General features: G+C 72.2%; 18 protein-coding genes. 12 read left to right on the top strand and 6 right to left on the bottom strand.

Features of this window, described 5'->3' with window-relative positions; translation table 11 throughout:
• Window positions 1–331 precede the first annotated feature (331 nt).
• Window positions 332–886: a YbhB/YbcL family Raf kinase inhibitor-like protein gene (locus FOF52_RS09525; RefSeq protein ID WP_248593466.1), complete on the bottom strand. Its 555-nt coding sequence runs from the start codon at window positions 884–886 to the stop codon at window positions 332–334.
• 236 nt (window positions 887–1,122) lie between these two features.
• On the opposite strand from FOF52_RS09525, the gene FOF52_RS09520 reads away from it, so the two are divergent.
• A complete protein-coding gene (locus tag FOF52_RS09520) occupies window positions 1,123–1,641 on the top strand; it encodes a PH domain-containing protein (protein WP_248593465.1) in 519 nt (172 codons plus the stop codon).
• A complete protein-coding gene (locus FOF52_RS09515) occupies window positions 1,638–3,284 on the top strand; it encodes a PH domain-containing protein (protein ID WP_248593464.1) in 1,647 nt (548 codons plus the stop codon). The genes FOF52_RS09520 and FOF52_RS09515 overlap by 4 nt, the downstream gene beginning before the upstream one ends.
• 48 nt (window positions 3,285–3,332) lie before the next feature.
• Here the strand turns inward: FOF52_RS09515 and sepH are convergent, their stop codons facing one another.
• Together sepH and FOF52_RS09505 are read right to left on the bottom strand one after the other, a co-directional pair.
• The gene (sepH, locus tag FOF52_RS09510; protein ID WP_248593463.1) at window positions 3,333–4,364 is read right to left on the bottom strand and encodes a septation protein SepH; all 1,032 of its coding nucleotides are present in this window, start codon (window positions 4,362–4,364) and stop codon (window positions 3,333–3,335) included.
• 338 nt (window positions 4,365–4,702) lie between these two features.
• Window positions 4,703–6,004, bottom strand: a complete 1,302-nt coding sequence (locus FOF52_RS09505) for a D-arabinono-1,4-lactone oxidase (RefSeq protein WP_248593462.1) — start codon at window positions 6,002–6,004, stop codon at window positions 4,703–4,705.
• Between the two features lie 153 nt (window positions 6,005–6,157).
• Here FOF52_RS09505 and FOF52_RS09500 point away from each other — a divergent pair, with 153 nt between their 5' ends.
• Complete coding sequence (locus FOF52_RS09500) at window positions 6,158–7,189, top strand: ferrochelatase (RefSeq protein WP_248593461.1); 1,032 nt, start codon at window positions 6,158–6,160, stop codon at window positions 7,187–7,189.
• A 73-nt stretch (window positions 7,190–7,262) separates the two neighbouring features.
• Here FOF52_RS09500 and FOF52_RS09495 read toward each other — a convergent pair whose 3' ends face one another.
• Window positions 7,263–8,288: a polysaccharide deacetylase family protein gene (locus tag FOF52_RS09495; protein ID WP_248593460.1), complete on the bottom strand. Its 1,026-nt coding sequence runs from the start codon at window positions 8,286–8,288 to the stop codon at window positions 7,263–7,265.
• Window positions 8,289–8,746: 458 nt separating this feature from the next.
• Between FOF52_RS09495 and FOF52_RS09490 the strand changes: the two genes are divergently transcribed.
• The gene (locus tag FOF52_RS09490; protein WP_248593459.1) at window positions 8,747–9,547 is read left to right on the top strand and encodes an inositol monophosphatase family protein; all 801 of its coding nucleotides are present in this window, start codon (window positions 8,747–8,749) and stop codon (window positions 9,545–9,547) included.
• 188 nt (window positions 9,548–9,735) lie between these two features.
• Here the strand turns inward: FOF52_RS09490 and FOF52_RS09485 are convergent, their stop codons facing one another.
• Window positions 9,736–9,906, bottom strand: coding sequence for a hypothetical protein (locus FOF52_RS09485; protein ID WP_248593991.1), 171 nt, complete (start codon window positions 9,904–9,906; stop codon window positions 9,736–9,738).
• Between the two features lie 618 nt (window positions 9,907–10,524).
• On the opposite strand from FOF52_RS09485, the gene FOF52_RS09480 reads away from it, so the two are divergent.
• The 4 genes from FOF52_RS09480 to FOF52_RS09465 all read left to right on the top strand — a co-directional run bounded on the left by FOF52_RS09480 (window position 10,525) and on the right by FOF52_RS09465 (window position 14,273).
• On the top strand, window positions 10,525–11,178 hold the full coding sequence (locus FOF52_RS09480; protein ID WP_248593458.1) for a response regulator transcription factor: 654 nt from the start codon (window positions 10,525–10,527) through the stop codon (window positions 11,176–11,178).
• Window positions 11,175–12,482 (top strand): sensor histidine kinase, encoded by a 1,308-nt coding sequence (locus FOF52_RS09475; RefSeq protein ID WP_248593457.1) that lies wholly within the window; start codon window positions 11,175–11,177, stop codon window positions 12,480–12,482. Before FOF52_RS09480 ends, FOF52_RS09475 begins: the two co-directional genes overlap by 4 nt.
• A gap of 460 nt (window positions 12,483–12,942) precedes the next feature.
• The gene (locus FOF52_RS09470) at window positions 12,943–13,242 is read left to right on the top strand and encodes a DUF4193 domain-containing protein (protein ID WP_248593456.1); all 300 of its coding nucleotides are present in this window, start codon (window positions 12,943–12,945) and stop codon (window positions 13,240–13,242) included.
• A 179-nt stretch (window positions 13,243–13,421) separates the two neighbouring features.
• A complete protein-coding gene (locus tag FOF52_RS09465) occupies window positions 13,422–14,273 on the top strand; it encodes a hypothetical protein (RefSeq protein ID WP_248593455.1) in 852 nt (283 codons plus the stop codon).
• Between the two features lie 26 nt (window positions 14,274–14,299).
• On the opposite strand, the gene FOF52_RS09460 is transcribed toward FOF52_RS09465, so the two are convergent.
• Window positions 14,300–14,584 (bottom strand): DUF4235 domain-containing protein, encoded by a 285-nt coding sequence (locus FOF52_RS09460; RefSeq protein ID WP_248593454.1) that lies wholly within the window; start codon window positions 14,582–14,584, stop codon window positions 14,300–14,302.
• A 164-nt stretch (window positions 14,585–14,748) separates the two neighbouring features.
• Between FOF52_RS09460 and valS the strand changes: the two genes are divergently transcribed.
• The 4 genes from valS to FOF52_RS09440 all read left to right on the top strand — a co-directional run bounded on the left by valS (window position 14,749) and on the right by FOF52_RS09440 (window position 19,211).
• On the top strand, window positions 14,749–17,322 hold the full coding sequence (gene valS / locus FOF52_RS09455) for a valine--tRNA ligase (RefSeq protein ID WP_248593453.1): 2,574 nt from the start codon (window positions 14,749–14,751) through the stop codon (window positions 17,320–17,322).
• A 71-nt stretch (window positions 17,323–17,393) separates the two neighbouring features.
• Entirely contained in the window at window positions 17,394–17,879 is a 486-nt protein-coding gene (dut, locus tag FOF52_RS09450; protein WP_425265536.1) for a dUTP diphosphatase, read from the top strand.
• 44 nt (window positions 17,880–17,923) lie between these two features.
• A complete protein-coding gene (locus FOF52_RS09445; protein ID WP_248593452.1) occupies window positions 17,924–18,643 on the top strand; it encodes a DUF3710 domain-containing protein in 720 nt (239 codons plus the stop codon).
• Between the two features lie 55 nt (window positions 18,644–18,698).
• A complete protein-coding gene (locus FOF52_RS09440) occupies window positions 18,699–19,211 on the top strand; it encodes a GNAT family N-acetyltransferase (protein ID WP_248593451.1) in 513 nt (170 codons plus the stop codon).
• Window positions 19,212–19,213 lie beyond the last annotated feature (2 nt).

Below are 19,213 nucleotides of genomic sequence, written 5' to 3'. Positions count from 1 at the left end.
TACACCACCTTGGGCCCCGTGGCCTGGTAGAGGACAGAGACGGCACCGGCGGTGGTGATGGGAGCTGCCGGCGTCGGACCGTTCCTGCCTTGGCGGACTCCGCGCCAGGGGGACGGCAGGCGATACCGGGCGTGCGACACCCCGGGGGTGGTGTCCGGACGCCGTGGCCCCCGGACACGCCAGCGCACCGGTGGACGTGGAACGGATTCGGTCATCAAGAAATCAGCGGGGTGCACGGCCCCACTTTATGCATAGATGTGCCATCCGTGCAGAGGGGAATCGATCCCCCTCCGGTGACGGCGGCCGGACCGCGGGCCTTTGGACGGGGGCGTCACGGCACACTGGTCAGTCGTCCCCGGGCCAGGGTGCGGGTGGCGATGGCGCCGAGCGCCACGTCCAGGGGGGCGGCCTCGCCCAGGCCCAACGGTTCGGACAGGGCGTAGACGGTGAACCGGAACTCGTGCTCGTCGTCCTTCCCGGGGCACAGCGGCTCGTACCCGGCCGTCTCGAAGCTGTTCATCCCCTGCTGGGCGGGGATCGGGACGGTCCCCTCGGGCAGTTCGGGGTTGTCCGGGTCGAGGCCGTAGACCACCCAGTGCACGGTGGCGGCGCCCGACTCGCGGACGTCGTCCACGACCAGCGCCAGCGACTCGGTCGCGGCGGGCAGGCCGGACCAGCGCAGCGGCGGGGACATCCCCTCGCCGCCGCAGGTGTAGCGGTCCGGGAGTTTCTCGCCTTCGCGCAGCATCGGACTGGTGACGGTGATGTCGTCGCTCACTTCGCCGTTGTTGGGGCCGATCAGCACACCGCATCCCGTGGTCAGGACGAGCAACGCGGTCGCGGCGGCGCCGGCGGCGCCACGGCGATGTCGTGCGAGGGCGGACATGGGACTCCTGTGAGGAACGGTAACGTACGGGAGCCGCGGAGTTGCGCACGCGGCGGAACCCGCGCGAGGCCGGTGGGACGCGTCAGCGGTTCCACACGAACCATACTGCTGTCGTGGCCCCTTCGTCCCTCCTGCCAGCAATGAGCTGGAAAGAATGAGGATGTCGCCGCTGCCGTGCCGCGGTGCGCGAGACGCAGAACACACTGTTTTCGGGCGCTGCGCGTAGACTCGGGCGGGTGACCACAGTCCAACTGCGCCCTCCCGGCAACCGCGTCTCTCCCAGAGCCGTGTGGCTGTGGACGGTGACGAACGCGATCGTCGCGGTGCTGAGCACCGCAGCACTGTCCCTGGGAGCCTGGACGGTGGACTCCTTCCGCTGGTCCTGGCTGCCCGGCTGGGTCGTCGACAACGTCTGGCTGGCACCGCTGCTCTTCGGGACCTACAGCCTGGTCGAGACCGTGGTCGCGCCGCAGTGGCGCTACCGGGTGCACCGCTGGGAGGTCACCGGCGACGTCGTCTACACCCTTGAGGGCTGGCTCAACCGGACCTGGCAGCTGGTGCCGGTCGCGCGTATCCAGACCGTGGACCACACCCAGGGATGGCTGGAGCGCCTCTTCGGCCTGGCCACCCTGAAGATCCAGACCGCCTCGCACGCGGGCTCCTCCACCATCGAAGGGCTGGCCGAGGACCAGGCCCGTCGGCTCGCCGAGGAACTGGCCGCCCGGGCGGGCGAACTCCGGGACGACGCCACGTGAGCGCCGACCGCGACCCGCGGCCGGACCAGGCCGGACCGGAGCCCGCCGAGGCCGCCTCGACCGTCCCGGAGCCGAGCGCCGACACCGAGCGGCGGCTCAGCCCGCTCACCGTGGCCACCACCACGATCAACCACGCCCGCTCCGCGGCCGTCCCCGTCCTGGTGGCCCTGTTCGCGGGTGATTTCAACCCCTGGGTCCTGGGCGGCACGGTCGCGACCGCCGTCCTGCTGGTCGTCTCCGGCATCGTCCGCTACCTGACCGTGCGCTACCGGGTCACCGAGGAGCGGATGGAGATCCGCTCGGGACTGGTCTCCCGTACCCGGCGCACCATCCCCCTGGAGCGCATCCGGGGCGTCGACGTCACCTCCACGCTGCTGCACCGCCTCTTCGGACTGGCCGTGGTCCGCGTCGACGCGGCGGCGGGCGGAACGACCGAACAGGAGGAGGCCAAGCTCGACGCGGTCGCCGCGGCCGACGCCGAGCGGCTCCGCGTCGAACTGCTGCGCCGCCGGTCCCTGCTGGTCGAGCGGGGCACGGCCGCCTCCGCCGGAGCCGGGGCCGAACCCTCCGAGGAGACGCGTGCCGGCCCCGGCACCGCCGACGCCGTCCACTTCCGGATGCCGCCGCGCTGGTACTCCTACGCGGTGCTGAGCCCCGGCTACCTGCTCACCCCGTTCGCGGTGCTGGCGACCCTGTTCGGTTTCCTCAGCCAGTTCGTCGACTCCACCGCCGTCGGCGGCTACCTCGTCGACCGGGCCGACACGGTCTGGCGGTTCGTTGCCTCCGGGTGGGGCGCGCTGCTGGCCGCCGCCACCGGCGCGGTGGTGCTGCTGGCGGTGGCCATGCCGCTGTTCGCGGTGGCCTCCTACGTGATCAACCAGTGGCGGTTCACGCTGCGCCGGCACGGCGACGCCCTGATCACCGAGCGGGGGCTGTTCACCCGGCACAGCGTCACCCTGGAGTACCGCCGTATCCACGGCCACGAACTGCGGGACAACCCCGTCCAGCGGCTGTGGTCGCTGGTGCGGCTGTCCGCGATCGTCACCGGGCTCGGCAGGGCCGCCACGCGGTCGGCGCTGCTGCCGTTGGGGCCGCGCGCCGAGGTGGAGCGGATCGTGGCGCAGGCGCTGCGCCCCTTCGAGGGGCGACTGGTCGCGCACCCGTCCGCGGCGCGGTCCCGCCGACTGTTCCGGGCGGTGGCGCCGCCCCTGGTGCTCGCCGTGGCGGCCGCGGCGTTGGGCTGGCTCTGGGCGGCCGGAGCGCTGCTGGCGGTGGCCCTGCTGGGGGTGCCGTTGGGCCTGGACCGCTACCGGTCGCTGGGACACGGTTACGACGGTCGGCAGGTCAGCGTCCGCTCCGGTTCACTGAGCCGGACGCAGGCGACGGTCGCGCGGTCGGCCGTCATCGGCTGGCAGTGGCGGCAGAGCCTCTTCCAGCGCCGCGCCGGGGTGGCCACCCTGAAGGTCACCGTCGGCGCGGGCAGCGGCGGCTACGACGCGGTCGACGCCGACTTCGCCGAGTCGGTCGGGTTCGCCCGCGACGTCACCCCCGAACTGGTCGCCCCGTTCCTGGTCGACCCCCGGGCCGACGGGCGGGGCAGTGCCGCGGCCGGACCCCGGCTGCACGGCCGTTCCGACGGGTAGCGCCCCGACGGGACCGGAGGCCCGGAGCCCGGCCCCGTCGCACGCGGGCTAGTCGGACTTCTTCGACCCGAACATGATCTCGTCCCAGGACGGCACCGAGGCGCGGCGGCCGCGTCCCTTGCGGCGGGGCTGCTGGGGGGAGCTGGCGGTGGCCGCGGGCAGGGGCGGCTCGGGGCGGGACGGGCGCTGGGGGGCGACCGTGCTCCGCTGCGCCGGAGATCCGGCGGACGACGGAGCGGCGTGCGGGTCCGTGGCGGGGGGCGGACCGGAGTCGGGCCGGTGGTGGAGGTCGGGCGCGGTGGCGTTGCGAACCGGGTCCTCGGCGGGGTGCGCCCGTTCCGCGGTGACGGGGGTCCGGGGGCGCGGGCGCGCCGCGGCCTCCCGGGGCGCCGCGGTGGGGGCCTCGGGGGCCTCGGGGCCCAGGGGGGTGTCCCGGATGGAGCGGCGCGGCGCGAAGGGGGTGACGGTCGCGCCGGGGGAGGCCGGCGGGGGCGGCGCGTCGTGGTCGTCGGCTGCGGAGAAGCGCACCGCCTCCTCGTCGTAGGGGGTGACCGAGCGGCGGCGCGGCTCGTAGATCCAGTGGGCGACGTGCTCCTCGCCCATCACCCGGAAGGACAGCTTCACCTGCCAGGTGTTGTCCTCGCGCTTCCAGGAGTCCCATGTGGCCTCGCCCGACTCCAGCTGGGTGGTGCCGATCCGCTCGGCCACCAGGTCGCCGAGGGACGGGCCCGGGGCGGCCTCGCCCGGACGGCGGACCGGGGCCAGCTGCGCCTGCCGTGCCATGTACTCGCGCTCCTGCAGGACCGGACTTTCGAACCAGCGCACACGTTCGACGGGGATGCCCGCGGCCTGCGCGATGGACTCGGCGGTCTCCCCCGCGCGTATCCGGGCCTGGATCTCCTTGGGGCGCAACGGATTCTCCACTTCGATCTCGTACTGGCCGAGCCGAGAGAACTGTCCGCGCACGGCGGCGCGGAGTCGGTCGTCGACGGGCAGCATGAAACGGGTTCCGCGTCCGGTGCCGGCCAGCACCAGGTAGGTTCCGTCCTCACTGACGGCGACCAGGCGAAGCTCCTGCATCGCCCTCCCTTTCGCGTCCCGTCGAGGGGGTGGGAAACCCGGTATCCCCCAGTTCACAGTCTTGTCGGCCCGGGTTCTTCGAGCCAGTACCGCACCCGGCATGTTCACAGGCGCACGCCCGGTGCGGAGCGCGCCGCACTCCCCTATCGTGCCATCCCGACACGCCGACGAGGGCACGGCGAGGACACGGATTCGGACTCCGGTCCGTTTCCGCGAGGTCATGGCGGGAGCGGCCGCGCCGGCCGGCGACCGTGCCGGGAGTAGATCGCGCCCCGGCCCGGCAGTCGAGCCGACACGCCGGAGTGCCGCGGGACCGGGGCGCCGGCCGCGGCGGGGGGTCACCGCCCCAGCACGCGGTCGAGGTAGGCGTTGGCGAAACGCCGCTGCGGGTCGACCCGCTCGCGCACCTCCAGCGCGTCGTGCAGGCGGGGGTGGACCGTCTCCAGGTAGGCCAGGTCGCGGGTGTGCATCTTGCCCCAGTGGGGCCGCCCCGACACGGCGGTGAAGACCGCCTCCAGGTCGGCGAAGTACGCCTCGTGGGGGCAGCCCTGGTAGACGTGCACGGCCACGTAGGCGCTCTCCCGGCCGTAGGCGGGGGACAGCCACACGTCGTCGGCGGGGGCGAAACGCACCTCCACGGGGAAGCTGACGCGGTGCCGGCCGCTCGCGAACACCGCCCGCATCTCGTGCAGCACGTCGGTCAGGTGCTCGACCGGGATCGCGTACTCCATCTCCACGAACCTGACCCGGCGCGGGCTGGCGAAGACCCGGTAGGAGGCATCGACGTACTCGCGCGCGGTCAACGCCCGCGCCGAGACCTGGTTGATCGCGGGGACCAACCGGGGCAGGCGCCGCGCCGCCCGGTTGACGACCTCGAACACCGAGTTCGACAGGAACTCGTCGTCCAGCCAGGCGCGGAACCGCGGCAGGGGCCGGGCCGGGCCCGGGACGCGGTTGTTGCGTTTGGTGAGGGTGAGTTCGGTGTGCGGGAACCAGAAGAACTCGAAGTGCTCGTTGCCGGTGCGCAGTTCCTCCAGCCGGTCCAGGACCTCGCCCAGCTGCATCGGGGCCTCGCGCGCGTGCAGCAGGAACGCGGGTTCGACCGTCATGGTCAGGGCGGTCACCACGCCGAACGCGCCCAGTCCCGCGCGCGCCGCGTGGAACAGGTCCGGCTCCTCCTCGGCGGAGCAGGTGCGCACCGACCCGTCGGCCAGGACCAGTTCCAGCCGCCGCACCTGCGCGGCCAGCCCCGCCGAGGCGCGGCCGGTCCCGTGGGTGCCGGTCTGGGTGGCGCCCGCCACCGTCTGCACCGCGATGTCGCCCATGTTGGTCAGGGCCGCCCCGTGCGCGGCGAGCGCGTCGTTGACGTCGCACAGCCGCATGCCCGCCTCGACGGTCGCGCTCCGCCCGGCGAGGTCCACCTCGCGGACCGAGGCCAGCGCGGTGGGGAGGAGCAGGGTGCCGTCGGTCGCCGCGATGTCGGTGAAGGAGTGGCCGGAGCCCGCCATCCGCGCCCGGGACCCGGTCTCGGCCGCGGCGCGTACCGCCGCGGCCACCTCCGCGGTGCTGTTGGGGGTGACCACCCGGGCGGGGGTCATGCGGTGGGTGTCGGCCCAGTTGCGCCAGAGTGTGCTCGTCAAGGGGTCCTCAGCAGGGGGTCGGCCCGTGCGCCGGGGGAGCGCCATCGGACGGGATTCGCAGTCTGCGGGGCGCGCGGCGGAGTGTCAAGGGAAGGGGGCGGCCTGACGCGGGGGTGGTGCGCGGTCCGCGCGGAAGGCTGGTTTGATGGGGCCATGAGGTCCTACGACGCGTTCCTGCTGATCTCCTTCGGGGGTCCGGAGAAGAGAGACGATGTCATCCCGTTCCTGGAGAACGTCACCCGCGGGCGGGGCATCCCCCGCGAGCGGTTGGCCGAGGTCGGGGAGCACTACTACCTCTTCGACGGGGTCAGCCCGATCAACCAGCAGTGCCGGGACCTGCTCGCGGCGCTGCGCGTCGACTTCGCCGCCAACGGGGTGGACCTGCCCATCTACTGGGGGAACCGCAACTGGGACCCCTACCTCGCGGACACGGTGGCCGCCATGACCCGTGACGGGGTGCGCCGCGTGGTGGCGCTGTCCACCTCGGCCTACAGCAACTACTCCAGCCACCGGCAGTACCTGGAGGACGTCGAGCGGGCCCGCGCCGCGGTCCCGGGGGCGCCCGAGATCGACCTGATCCGCCCCTACTACGACCATCCGGGGTTCGTCGACGCCTTCGTCGACCACACCCGCCAGGCCCTGGAGCGGCTGCCCGAGGAGCTGCGCGCGGACGCGCGGCTGCTGTACTCGGCCCACTCCATCCCCCTGGCGATGGCGGAGAAGTCGGGGGACCCCCGGCGCGACTACGGTCCGCTGACCGCCTACGAGGCGCAGTTGGCGGAGGTGGCCCGGCTGGTCACCGAACGCCTCGGCGGCGGCCACCGCTACGAGGTCGTCTACCAGAGCCGCAGCGGCCCGCCGTCCCAGCCGTGGCTGGAGCCCGACATCAACGACCGGTTGGAGCAGCTGGCCCAGGAGGGGGTGCGGGCGGTGGTCGTGGTCCCGCACGGGTTCGTCTCCGACCACATGGAGGTCAAGTACGACCTGGACGTGGAGGCCCGGGAGACCGCCGAGAAGCTCGGCATCCGCCTGGAGCGGGCGGCCGCCCCGGGGACGCATCCGGCGTTCGTGGCCATGGTCCGCGACCTGGTGTCCGAACGGGCCGAGGGGCGCGCCCCGCGCGGCCTGGGCTCCATCGAGCGGTCCTGCCACGACGATCCGGCGGACTGCTGCCAGTTGCGCTGACTCCTCGGGACTGGAGCCGCGGGGGACGGGCCGGGGCGGGCCTGTTCCCCGCGGCCGGGAGCGGAGGAACCGCTCAGGGCAGCAGCCGGAGGCCGGAGCCCAGGTACTCCGCCCAGCCCCCGGGCGGGGACTGGCCGACCTCCAGGCGGGCGAGTTTCGCCACGACGTCGGGGTCCTGGGCCTCGATCCAGTCGGTGAACTGCCGGAAGGAGACCATGCGGACGTCGGATTCGCCGCCGATCTCGTCCATGAACTGCTCGACCGCGTCCATGTAGATCCCGCCGTTCCACCGCTGGAAGTGGTTGCCGACGAACAGCGGGGCCCGGTTCCCGTAGTAGGCGCGTTCGAACCCCTGCAGGTAGGTGTCGCGTGCCTGGGCGCGCCACCGGCTGTACTTGCTGCGGTCGCCCCGGGGCGTCTCGGACTGGTTGACCATGATGTTGTAGTCCATCGACAGCACCTCGAAGTCCTGGCCGGCCATGGGCAGCGACTGCAGGGGGAACTCCCACAGCCCGTGCCTGCGCCGGGGCCAGACCTGCAGCCCTCCGGGAGAGCTCGCGTCGTAGCGCCATCCGAGCTTGGCCGCGGTGGGCAGGAGCTGGTCGCGGCCCTGCAGGCACGGGGTGCGGCCGCCGACCAGTTCCCTGCGGTAGTCGAAGGGCAGGGGCGGCAGGTCGGTGAAGCCGGTGTTGGTCTTCCAGCTCATGACGAACTGCACGGCCTGCTGGATCTCCGACTCCCAGTCGGCGGGGGACCAGGTCGCCACGCCCCGCGGCCCGCAGAAGTGCCCGTTGAAGTGGGTGCCGATCTCGTGGCCCTCCCGCCAGGCCAGGTCGAGCTGGGTGATGGTGCGGTGGATCGACTCCTCGCTGAGGTAGCCGATGTCGGAGGCCCCCACGGGGTGCCCCGGCGGGCGGTAGAGATGTTTGCGGTGTTCGGGGAGCAGGTAGAGGCCGCTCAGGAAGAACGTCATGTGGGCGTTGTTGCGGCGGGCCACCTCCCGGAAGCGGGTGAACAGCCGGTCGCTCAGCTCTCCGGCGCCGTCCCAGGAGATGACGACGAACTGGGGCGGCGCCGAGGTGCGGTCGAGCGGGTCCACCGGCGGTTGGTGCGGTTGTGGTCCGGTGTCGGAGGTGGAGCCGTCGCCTATGACGCGGACCCGTCGCGGTGGGTCCGCGGGGGCGGCCCCGGTCCGTTCCGTCGAGCATCCGACCGTGCTCAGGGCGGCGGTGATCGCGGTGGCGGACAGGAGTGTGCGGCGCGAAATATCTCTCACTTGATCCTGTTTCCTTCGGCACACGAACGTGGCGGAACGGTGACCAGGAGAAAATTTATCACTTTAAGTAGTTCTTCAATCACATAGAGTGCCGAGTGTTGTGTGTTGTGTTCCTCCTCGGACCAGTGGCCGCAGATAGGCTCGAACATGATCAAGAGCGACAGACGGCGGTGTCCGACGGGGACAGGGACGCCTCCTCCGCCCCGGCCGGGCGGCGCGGTCGGCCCCCCGCGGCGCCGCCGGTCCGTGCCGCCCCGTATTCCGTCGTGAGGAGACGAACCGTGACCAATCCCGATCCTCGGGAACTGCTGGACCTCGCCCTTGAGGCGGCCCGCAGGGGAGGTGAGCTGGCCGCGCGCGGCCAGCACGGAATCTCGGTGCTCGACACCAAGTCCTCGCCCACCGACGTGGTCACCGAGATGGACCGCGCCACCGAGGAGCTGATCCGCGACATCCTGCTCGGCGCCCGCCCCGACGACGCGGTCCTGGGCGAGGAGGGCGGCGCCGCCCCGGGCGCGACCGGGGTGCGCTGGCTGGTCGACCCCATCGACGGCACCGTCAACTACCTGTACGGGCGCGCCGAGTGGGCGGTGAGCATCGCCGCTGAGTTCGACGGGAGGGTCGTGGCCGGGGTGGTGGAGGTCCCCGTGCGCGGTCAGACCTACAGTGCGGTGCGTGGGCAGGGGGCCCGCCGCAACGGCGAGCCGATCTCGGCCGCGGCGCCGGTGGACCTGGACATGGCCCTGGTCGCCACCGGGTTCGGCTACGAGGCGCGGCGCCGCAGCAGGCAGGCCCGGGTGCTGAGCACGGTCCTGCCGCGGATCCGCGACATCCGCCGGGTCGGCTCCGCCGCGATCGACCTGTGTGCGGTGGCCGAGGGCAGTATCAACGCCTACTACGAACGCGGGGCCCACCCCTGGGACTGGGGTGCGGGAGCGCTGATCGCGACCGAGGCGGGGGCGCGGGTGGGCGGACTGCGCGGCACCCCGCCCAACCACGACCTGCTGCTGGCCGCGGTGCCGGGCCTGTTCGAGCAGCTGCACGACCTGCTGGAGCCGCTGGGGGCCGACAGCGACGACTGACGGGGGCCCGCCGGCCGGACGGAGCGGGGATGCGGCGCGGCGCCGTGCGGGTGGGACGCCCCGCCGTGCGGCGGAGGTCCACGGCGCGCCGCCGCGTCCTTCGCCTCAGTGGGGAGTGCCGGCGGGAACCGAAAGGCCGGAGCGCCCCGCGGGACGACCCGGCCTTGCCCAGTTGCGCCGTTGTGAGGTCACACGCCGTTCGGGTCGATCCCGTGGCGGGCGGCGATGCGGTGCAAGTCCTCCAGCTCGGACGCGTGCGCGTCGGCAAGGAACTCGTCTCCAGCGGCCTGGGCCGCTTGGAGCGACGTGTAGGTCTCGTTGATCCGAACCTGAATCTCTGCCAGGAACTCGCCCATCATCACACCCCTCTCTGACCACATGGTTGGCGGTTGCCGACCATACCCATGTCCGTCCGCGCGCCAAACCTCCCGGCGGGGCAGGATCTTCTGCGGGGCCGAAAGTTCATCTCCCGGTAAACACGACGCTGTGCTCGGCGGGTCAGTCCGCGGACGGAGAACAACGATAACCCCGGCCTCCGAGGGCTTTGCAGGGGGACCCGGAAAACGGGGCGGCCGGTTTCCGAGCGGGGCCAATACCCCAGGATGGTCACGGAAAGGCCACGCTTATTTCTTTCTTATCCGTGCTGTGTCAAATTTGAGATGTGCGGGGTGAACGTCGCGGTCGGCGGTTGGGGGATGCGCCGGCCGCGACTCCGTTTTTCCGGGCCGCTGAGTGTACGCAGCGGTACGCCCCGTGTGCCGGTCAGGTCGGACCTCCAAGTATCATCGGAGGAGTACCGGCCTCCCGCCGGAAGTCGCGCTTCCGGCTGCGTGAGGTGCCTCGGCCGGGGACGGTCCCGTTCCTCCGGGGCGTGGACAACTGCAGGGCGCAGCCGGAGACAAGCGCCGCTGCCGGTGTGTTGGGGGATGCGCCGGCAGCGGCCTTTCACTGCCTCCAGGGAAGAAACGAAGGGCACAGTGCGCGTACTCGTAGTCGAAGACGAGCAGGTTCTCGCCGACGCGGTCGCTGTGGGACTGCGTCGCGAATCGATGGCCGTGGACGTCGCCTACGACGGCGACAGCGCCCTGGAGCGCACCAGCGTCAACGACTACGACGTCGTCATCCTGGACCGGGACCTGCCCGGAACCCACGGTGACGAGGTGTGTCGGTCGCTGGCCTCCGCCAGCTACCCGGGACGGATCCTGATGCTCACCGCAGCCGGGGAACTCGACGACAAGGTGTCGGGCCTCACCCTGGGCGCCGACGACTACATGGCCAAACCCTTCGCCTTCGCCGAGCTCGTCGCTCGGGTGCGGGCCCTGGCCCGGCGCGCCACCCCGCCGCTGCCGCCCGTGCTGCGGCGCCAGGGCATCACCCTGGACCCCGCCAACCACACGGTCGAACGGGACGGGCGGCCCATCTCGCTGACCCCCAAGGAGTTCGCCGTCCTTGAGGTCCTGATGCGCGCCAACGGGACCGTGGTGAGCGCCGAGGGGCTGCTGGAGAAGGCCTGGGACGAGAACGCCGACCCGTTCACCAACGTGGTGCGGGTCACCGTGATGACCCTGCGCAAGAAGCTCGGCGACCCCCCGGTGATCCGCACCGTGCAGGGCGCGGGGTACCGGATTTGACCGCCGAGGAACGGGACGTCGTCGCGGCCCCCCTCGGCGAGGTCCCTCCCACGCCTCCCGGGGAGACCGGAACGTGGCGGCGGCTGGCCCGGCCGCTGAACCAGCCCAAGAACACGGCCGCCCCCGACCAGGGGACGGCCGGCGGGAACGGGCACGGCCTGCGGCTCACCGACAACATCAGCCTGCGGATGCGGCTGACGCTCATCTACGGGATGCTCTTCTTCGCCGCGGGCTCGCTGCTGGTCCTGCTCAACTACGTGATCCTGGTCAGCGTCCTGGACAAACCCGACTTCACCGTCCAGATCGACGGCTACAACCTGGAGTCGGAGATCGCCGACGAGATCAAGGCCGTCCTCATCGACGGCATCGCCAACCAGGTGACCCGCTACTCGGTGCTGGCGTTGATCGTGGTGGGCGTCCTGGCCGTCGGCCTGGGGTACGCGGTGGCCGGACGCGCGCTGTCGCCCCTGCACAAGATCACCCGCACCGCGCGCCGGCTCTCGGAGCGCTCACTGCACGAGCGCATAGCGATGAGCGGCCCCGACGACGAGATCCGGGAACTCGCCGACACCTTCGACGCGATGCTGGAGCGGCTGGACCGCGCGTTCGACGGACAGCGCCGCTTCGTCGCCAACGCCTCCCACGAACTGCGCACCCCCCTGGCGATCAACCGCACCCTGCTGGAGGTGGCGCTCGCCGACCCCGAGGCCTCACCCGACCTGCGGACCATCGCCCGCACCCTGCTGGAGACCAACTCCCGGCACGAGCGCCTCATCGACGGCCTGCTCTTCCTCGCCAAGAGCGACCGCGAGCTGGACGTGCGCACCGTGGTCGACCTCGGCGAGGTGACGGCGACCGTGCTCAGCCAGCTCGACGACGAGATCGAGAAGTCGGGGCTGCGGCTGCGCACCGACCTGCGGGAGGCACGCGTCACCGGGGACCCGGTGCTGCTGGAGCGCCTGGTGGGCAACCTGGTGGAGAACGCGCTGCGCTACAACGTCGCGGGAGGCGAGATCACGGTGCGCTCCGGCATCAACGAGGGCGCCCCCGCCGTCCAGGTGGAGAACTCCGGTCCGGTGATCCCCGCCTACGAGATCGAGGGACTGTTCGAGCCGTTCCGGCGCGGTTCCGGCGACCGGGTGCGCTCCAAGAAGAGCGCGGGACTGGGGCTGTCCATCGTGCGCTCGGTGGTGCGCGCGCACCAGGGAACGGTCACCGTCTGGCCCCGGGCCGGGGGCGGACTGGTGGTGACCGTCCACTTCCCGGTGACCGGCCGCCGCGGCGAGGGCGACTCCTCCTCCTGAGCGGACCACGGCGTCCGGCGTGTCGGCCGGGGATGCGGCCCCGCCGTACCGCGGCCGTGATATGCATACGTGTCCGGTGAGACGAGCACCCTGGTACGGAGCACTCCCGGGAATGGGTATGCTCACCCGGGCACCGGAAAGGCGAGAAGCGTCCCACCCGGGTGTCCACGACTCCCTCCCGACCCTACGCGGGTCCTGGCTCCCATGCCCGAGGCGGGAGGGACGGCAAACGGGGGCGGAAGCCGTTCGGCGACGGGTCGCACCGGAAAGCGGGGTGTTCGCCCGACGCGAACACGAGTGGTCAGCGGGCGGTGCTGTCCAGAAGCGGCGGCCGGTCCGGGACACGGTCTCACGACGCCGAGGAAACTTTTCGGCCTGAACGGGCACAAGAGACGTCTCTGAAGCGTTACATTCGCGCGACGAGACTAGAGAGATGGATTGAGGGGGATGGAGTAAAGCCATGGCCACCGACTACGACAGCCCGCGCAAGACCGACGAGGACCTGGGGGAGGACAGCCTGCAGGAGCTGCAGGCGCGCCGGGTCGACAAGGGAACCAGCACCATCGACGTCGACCCGGACGAGGTCGCCGAGGGGCTGGAGCTGCCGGGGGCGGACCTGTCCGGCGAGGAGCTCGCGGTGCGGGTCCTGCCGCGCCAGGCCGACGAGTTCACCTGCTCGAACTGCTTCCTGGTGCACCACCGCAGCCAGTTGGCGGAGGAGCGCAACGGACAGCTCGTCTGCAAGGAATGCGCCTCCTGACCCGTGGAGCCCTCCCTGCTCCACCGCCTCTTCCGGTCGAAGAAACGGACGCGGCCCCGGACCCGGACCGGGGCCGCGTCCGTTTTCGGGTTCCCGAGGGCGGCGAACGGGAATGCCGCAACGGGGTCCGTTTGTCCATCCAAGGGGAGCAACGCCCCCGTGCCGAGGGAATGAGGACCGTGAGCACCGTGAACGAGGAGACCGACGGCGACCGGCGACCGGGAGCCGAACTCGTGCCCGTCGACCACCGGGTGGGCGAACTCGTCGCCGTCCTGGCGTCGGAGGAGACCGACCCGAAGCGCAGGGCCCGGCTGTTGGGGCGGCTCTCCGCGGCCCTGGCCGACAGCGCCCGGAGGGCCAGGGCGACGAGCGTGGCGGGCGGCCGCTGGCTGACCGGCCTGTTCGCCGAGGAGATCGCCCCCCGTATTCCGATCCGTGACCGCGAGACCCTGATCCGCCACCACCGGGGCCTGCAGGGCGAGGACCTCGCCGACGCGCTGGAACGCGTCGCGGCCAACACCACCACCGCTGTGGGCGCGGCCGGCGGCACGCTCGCCGCGGTCCAGTTCGCCGCACCCCCGCTGCTGCTCACCGCCCCCGCGCAGCTCGTCGCCGAGACCGTTGTCGTCGCGGCCGTCGAGGTCAAGCTGATCGGTGAACTCCACGAGGTCTACGGGACGCCGGCGCGGGGGAGCACACTGCAGCGCACCTCCGGCTACCTCGCGTCGTGGGCCCGGCGCCGCGGTATCGACCCGGTCAGGGGCGCCGAGTCGCTCACGACCACCCTGGGAGCGGCCGCCCGGACCGCGTTGCGCAACCGGCTCATGAGACTGTTCGGCCGCCACCTGACCACGCTGGGCCCCTACCTGACCGGCGCGGTGGCCGGGGGAACGCTGAACCGGTCGGGAACCCGCGCCCTGGCCAGGGCGGTGCGTGCGGACCTGCGCGCCTCCACGGCTCCCGGCGTCGCCGCGGCGGCCGGGACGTCCGCGCCGCGCCGCCGGACCGCGCCGCGCGGTGACGGGAGCTGATCCCGCCGCCGCGCGGCCCGGCCGGCTCAGAGCGGCAGCTGCTCGATGTCGCGGTGGCGGCGCGGCGCGAGCTGCTTGTGCACGGCGCGCACCGCCAGTACCCGGGTCACCTCCATGCCCACGCCGGTGACCACGGCCCAGCCCAGCGCCTCGCCCAGGCTGATGTCGGGCGACTCGGGGTCGGCCGGGGGCTCCTTGCCCACCGTCTTGGTCCACAGCAGGGTGAGGGCCTTGCGGGTCACGTAGGCGGCGGCCAGGGCCGTCACCCCCCCGATGATTCGAGCGGCCAGGTCGCCATCCTTGTCGGCCATGGGAATACGTCACTTCCGTTCCGGTGTCGGTCCTGGGCAAGCCCTGCCCGAAATACTGCCATGTTCCCCCCGTCCGACGCAGGGCGGCGCGGCCGGGGTGTCGGGCGCGGGCCTCGGCGGGACGAACGGAGCGACCAGGGTCGTGGGGCCAATACCATTGGCCTATGACCAACCGCTCTCGTTCCTTCAACGTGCCTGACAAGCCTTCGCTCGATGGTATCGAGGCGAAATGGGTAGACGTCTGGGACGAGTCCGGCGTCTATCACTTCGACCGCTCCAAGAGCCGCGAAGAGATCTTCTCGATCGACACCCCGCCGCCCACCGTGTCCGGCTCGCTGCACATCGGACACGTCTTCTCCTACACCCACACCGACACCGTCGCCCGGTTCCAGCGGATGAACGGCAAGGCCGTGTTCTACCCGATGGGCTGGGACGACAACGGGCTGCCCACCGAGCGGCGCGTGCAGAACTACTACGGTGTGCGCTGCGACCCGTCGATTCCCTACGACCCGGACTTCACCCCACCCGCCAAGCCCGACCCCAAGAAGCAGGTCCCGATCTCCCGGCAGAACTTCATCGAGCTGTGCGAGCGGCTCACCGTTGAGGACGAGAAGGTCTTCGAGTCCATCTGGCGCAGACTCGGACTCAGCGTGGACTGGCGGTACACCTACGCCACCATCGACGACAACTCCCGGGCCGCGGCCCAGCGTGCCTTCCTGCGCAACCTGGCGCGGGGCGAGGCCTACATGGCGGAGGCCCCCACCCTGTGGGACGTCACCTTCCGCACCGCCGTCGCCCAGGCCGAGCTGGAGGACCGGGAGCGGCCCGGCGCCTACCACACGATCACCTTCCACCGCGACGGCGCGGACCCGGTGCGGATCGCCACCACCCGCCCCGAACTGCTGCCCGCCTGCGTGGCCCTGGTCGCCCACCCCGACGACGAGCGCTACCAGAGCCTGTTCGGGACCACCGTGCGCACCCCGGTCTTCGGCGTGGAGGTCCCGGTCGTGGCGCACCACCTGGCCGACCCGGAGAAGGGCACCGGCATCGCCATGATCTGCACCTTCGGTGACGTCACCGACGTCACCTGGTGGCGGGAGCTGCAGCTGCCCACCCGGCCGATCATCGGCTGGGACGGCCGGATCGTCGCCGAGGCCCCCGAAGGGCTGGACTCCCCGGCCGGACGCGAGGCCTACGCCAAGCTCGCCGGGGCGACCGTGCACACCGCGCGCGAGCGCGTGGTCGAACTGCTGCGCGAGTCCGGAGACCTGATCGGGGAACCGGAGAAGATCACCCACCCGGTCAAGTTCTTCGAGAAGGGCGACAAGCCCCTGGAGATCGTCACCACCCGCCAGTGGTACATCCGCAACGGCGGACGCGACCCCGAGGTGCGCGACGGGCTGCTGGCCCGCGGCCGGGAGCTGGTCTGGCACCCCGAGCACATGCGCACCCGCTTCGAACACTGGGTCGGCGGGCTCAACGGCGACTGGCTGATCAGCCGCCAGCGGTTCTTCGGTGTGCCGTTCCCCGTCTGGTACCCGCTGGACGACGAGGGCAACCCGAACTACGACGCGCCCATCCTGCCCGAGGAGTCGCAGCTGCCGGTCGACCCCAGCTCCGAGGCGCCCCGCGGCTACACCGAGGAGCAGCGCGGCAAGCCCGGCGGCTTCATCGGCGACCCCGACGTCATGGACACCTGGGCCACCTCCTCGCTGTCCCCGCAGATCGCCGGCGGCTGGGAGCGCGACCCCGACCTGTTCGACCGGGTCTTCCCGATGGACCTGCGCCCGCAGGGCCAGGACATCATCCGCACCTGGCTGTTCTCCACCGTGGTCCGCTCGCACTTCGAGCACGGCTCGCTGCCCTGGAGCACCGCGGCCATCTCCGGTTGGATCCTCGACCCCGACCGCAAGAAGATGTCCAAGTCCAAGGGCAACGTGGTCACGCCGCTGGCCATGCTGGAGAAGTACAGCTCCGACGCGGTCCGCTACTGGGCGGCCAGCGGCCGGCTGGGCACCGACACCGCGCTGGACGAGGGGCAGATGAAGGTCGGCCGGCGCCTGGCCATCAAGATCCTCAACGCCAGCAAGTTCGCGCTGTCGGTGGCCGGGGAGAACACCGCCGCCGACCCGGCCGCCGTCACCGAGCCGCTGGACCGGTCCATGCTGGCGGTCCTGGCCGACGTCGTCGCGGACGCCACCGCGGCCTTCCAGGACTACGACCACACGCGGGCGCTGGAGCGCACCGAGCGGTTCTTCTGGGACCTGTGCGACGACTACCTGGAACTGGTCAAGGCCCGCGCCTACGACGCCGAGTCGCAGGAAGGCGCCTCGGCCCGCGCCGCGCTGCTCATCGCCCTGTCGGTGCTGCACCGCCTGTTCGCCCCCTTCCTGCCCTTCGTCACCGAGGAGGTCTGGTCGTGGTGGCAGGAGGGATCGGTGCACGCGGCGGCGTGGCCGTCGGTGGAGGAGTTCCGGGCCGCCGCGGCCGCGGGCGACCCCGCGGTGCTGACCGCCACCGCCGAGGTGCTGGGGATCATCCGCAAGACCAAGTCCGAGGCGAAGCTGTCCATGCGCGCCGAGGTCGACCGGGTCACCGTGCGCGGCAAGCAGGCTGAGCAGGCGCGCCTGTGCCGGGAGGACCTCGCCGCCGCGGGCCGAGTCACCGAGCTGGCCTTCGAGACCAGCGACGACACCGAACTGCGGGTGGACGTCGCACTGCCCGAGACCGAGGAGTGACCGGCGGTGAGGACTCCGGGCGCCCCGCGTACCGCGGGGCGCCCGCGCCGGACGCGGTAGGCTCGGCCGTTGTGAGCGACTTTTCCCCCGCCTCCGGCACGGTGCGGGTCGAGATCCGGCGACTCGACCCCGACCTCCCGCTGCCCCGGTACGCCCATCCGGGAGACGCGGGAGCGGACCTGGTCACCGCCGAGGACGTCGTCCTGGCACCCGGGGAGCGCGCGACCGTGCGCACCGGAGTGGCCATCGCCCTGCCCGACGGGTACGCGGCGTTCATCCACCCGCGTTCCGGACTGGCCGCGCGCTCCGGCCTGACCGTGGTGAACGCGCCCGGAACAGTGGACGCCGGATACCGGGGCGAGATCAAGGTGACCCTGCTCAACACGGACACCGCCACGCCGGTGAAGCTGACCCGCGGGGACCGCATCGCCCAGATGGTGGTCCAGCGTGTGGAACGCGCGGCCTTCGTCGAGGTGGCCGAGCTCGGCGACTCGGCGCGGGGAACCGGCGGGTTCGGTTCCACCGGCGGGCACGCCGCGTGGTCGGAGCGGGGCTGACCGTCTCCGGTTGACTTCGGGACTCAAGGAAGAGGTGTTGCGGCGTGTTCGGACGCCGACGCAAGAAGAAGGCCGGCAGCCGAGTTGACGACGTTCCCCCCGCCGTCGCGCCCCGGCACACCCCGGTGACCGAGCCGGTCAAGGAGGACGACAAGTACCGCGCCCAGGGGCCGTGGGACGTCTCCGAGGAGGTCCCCGAGATGCAGCGGGTCGACCTGGGAGCGCTGCGCGTCCCAGTCGGCCCCGACATCGAGGTGCAGGTCAACGTCGCCAAGCAGCAGAACCAGAACCGGGTCATCGGGGTGACGATCATCAACGGCAAGACCGCGATGCAGGTCCAGCCGTTCGCCGCGCCCAAGTCCACCGGGCTGTGGTCGGAGATCCGCGAGGAGGTCACCGCCGAGATCGCCCGGTCCGGCGGCAAGAGCGAGGAGTTCGACGGCACCTTCGGACCCGAGGTGCGCGCCATCGTCCCCGTGCCCGGCAGGACCAACGAGAAGGGGCAGCAGCTCGCCCAGCCCATGCGGTTCATCGGTGTGGACGGTCCCCGCTGGTTCCTGCGCGGGGTGATCCGGGGCGAGGGCGCGGTCCGCCCCGAGGCCGCCGCCCGTATCGAGGAGATCTTCGCCGGGATCGTGGTGGTCCGCGGCCACCAGCCGATCCCGCCGCGGGACCTGCTGGAGCTGACCCTGCCCAGGCAGGCCAGGCCGGTCCCGGGCAAGGCTCCCGTGACCGGGCCCGACGGGGCCTCCGGACAGCAGTGACGCCGCGCGCGGAGCACCCGCCGTCCCCGCGGGACGGCGGGGGACGGCGGGCCGGATGCTGATCCGCCGCGAGACCCCGGCCGACGTCGACGCGATCCGGTCGGTCACGGCCGCGGCCTTCGCCCGCCCGGGCGGGGGCGAGCCGTTCGAGGCGAGGCTGGTCGACCTGCTGCGGGCGCACGACAGCTGGCTGCCGCCGCTGTCCCGGGTCGCCGTGGACGGTGCCGGCCGGATCGTCGGGCACGTGCTGTGCACCCGGGCCACCGTCGACGGGGCCGCGGTGCTGGGGCTGGGGCCGCTGAGCGTGCACCCGGACCGGCAGCGTGCGGGAGTCGGCTCGGCGCTGGTGTACTCGGTGCTCGGCGCCGCCGACGCCCTGGGCGCGACCCTGGTCGGAGTGCTGGGCGACCCCGCCTACTACCGCCGGTTCGGTTTCGTGCCGTCGGGTGTCCACGGGATCGTCCCGCAGGTGCCCGACTGGGCCCCGCACTTCCAGGTGCTGGGGCTCGCCGCGGACACGCCGCGCGGGACGTTCCGCTACCCCGAACCGTTCTTCGCCGAGGGGTGAGA

It is taken from the genome of Thermobifida alba, from assembly GCF_023208015.1.
In the GTDB taxonomy this organism is placed as follows: Bacteria; Actinomycetota; Actinomycetes; order Streptosporangiales; family Streptosporangiaceae; genus Thermobifida; species Thermobifida alba.
This window is presented reverse-complemented; position numbering and strand designations above follow the sequence as displayed.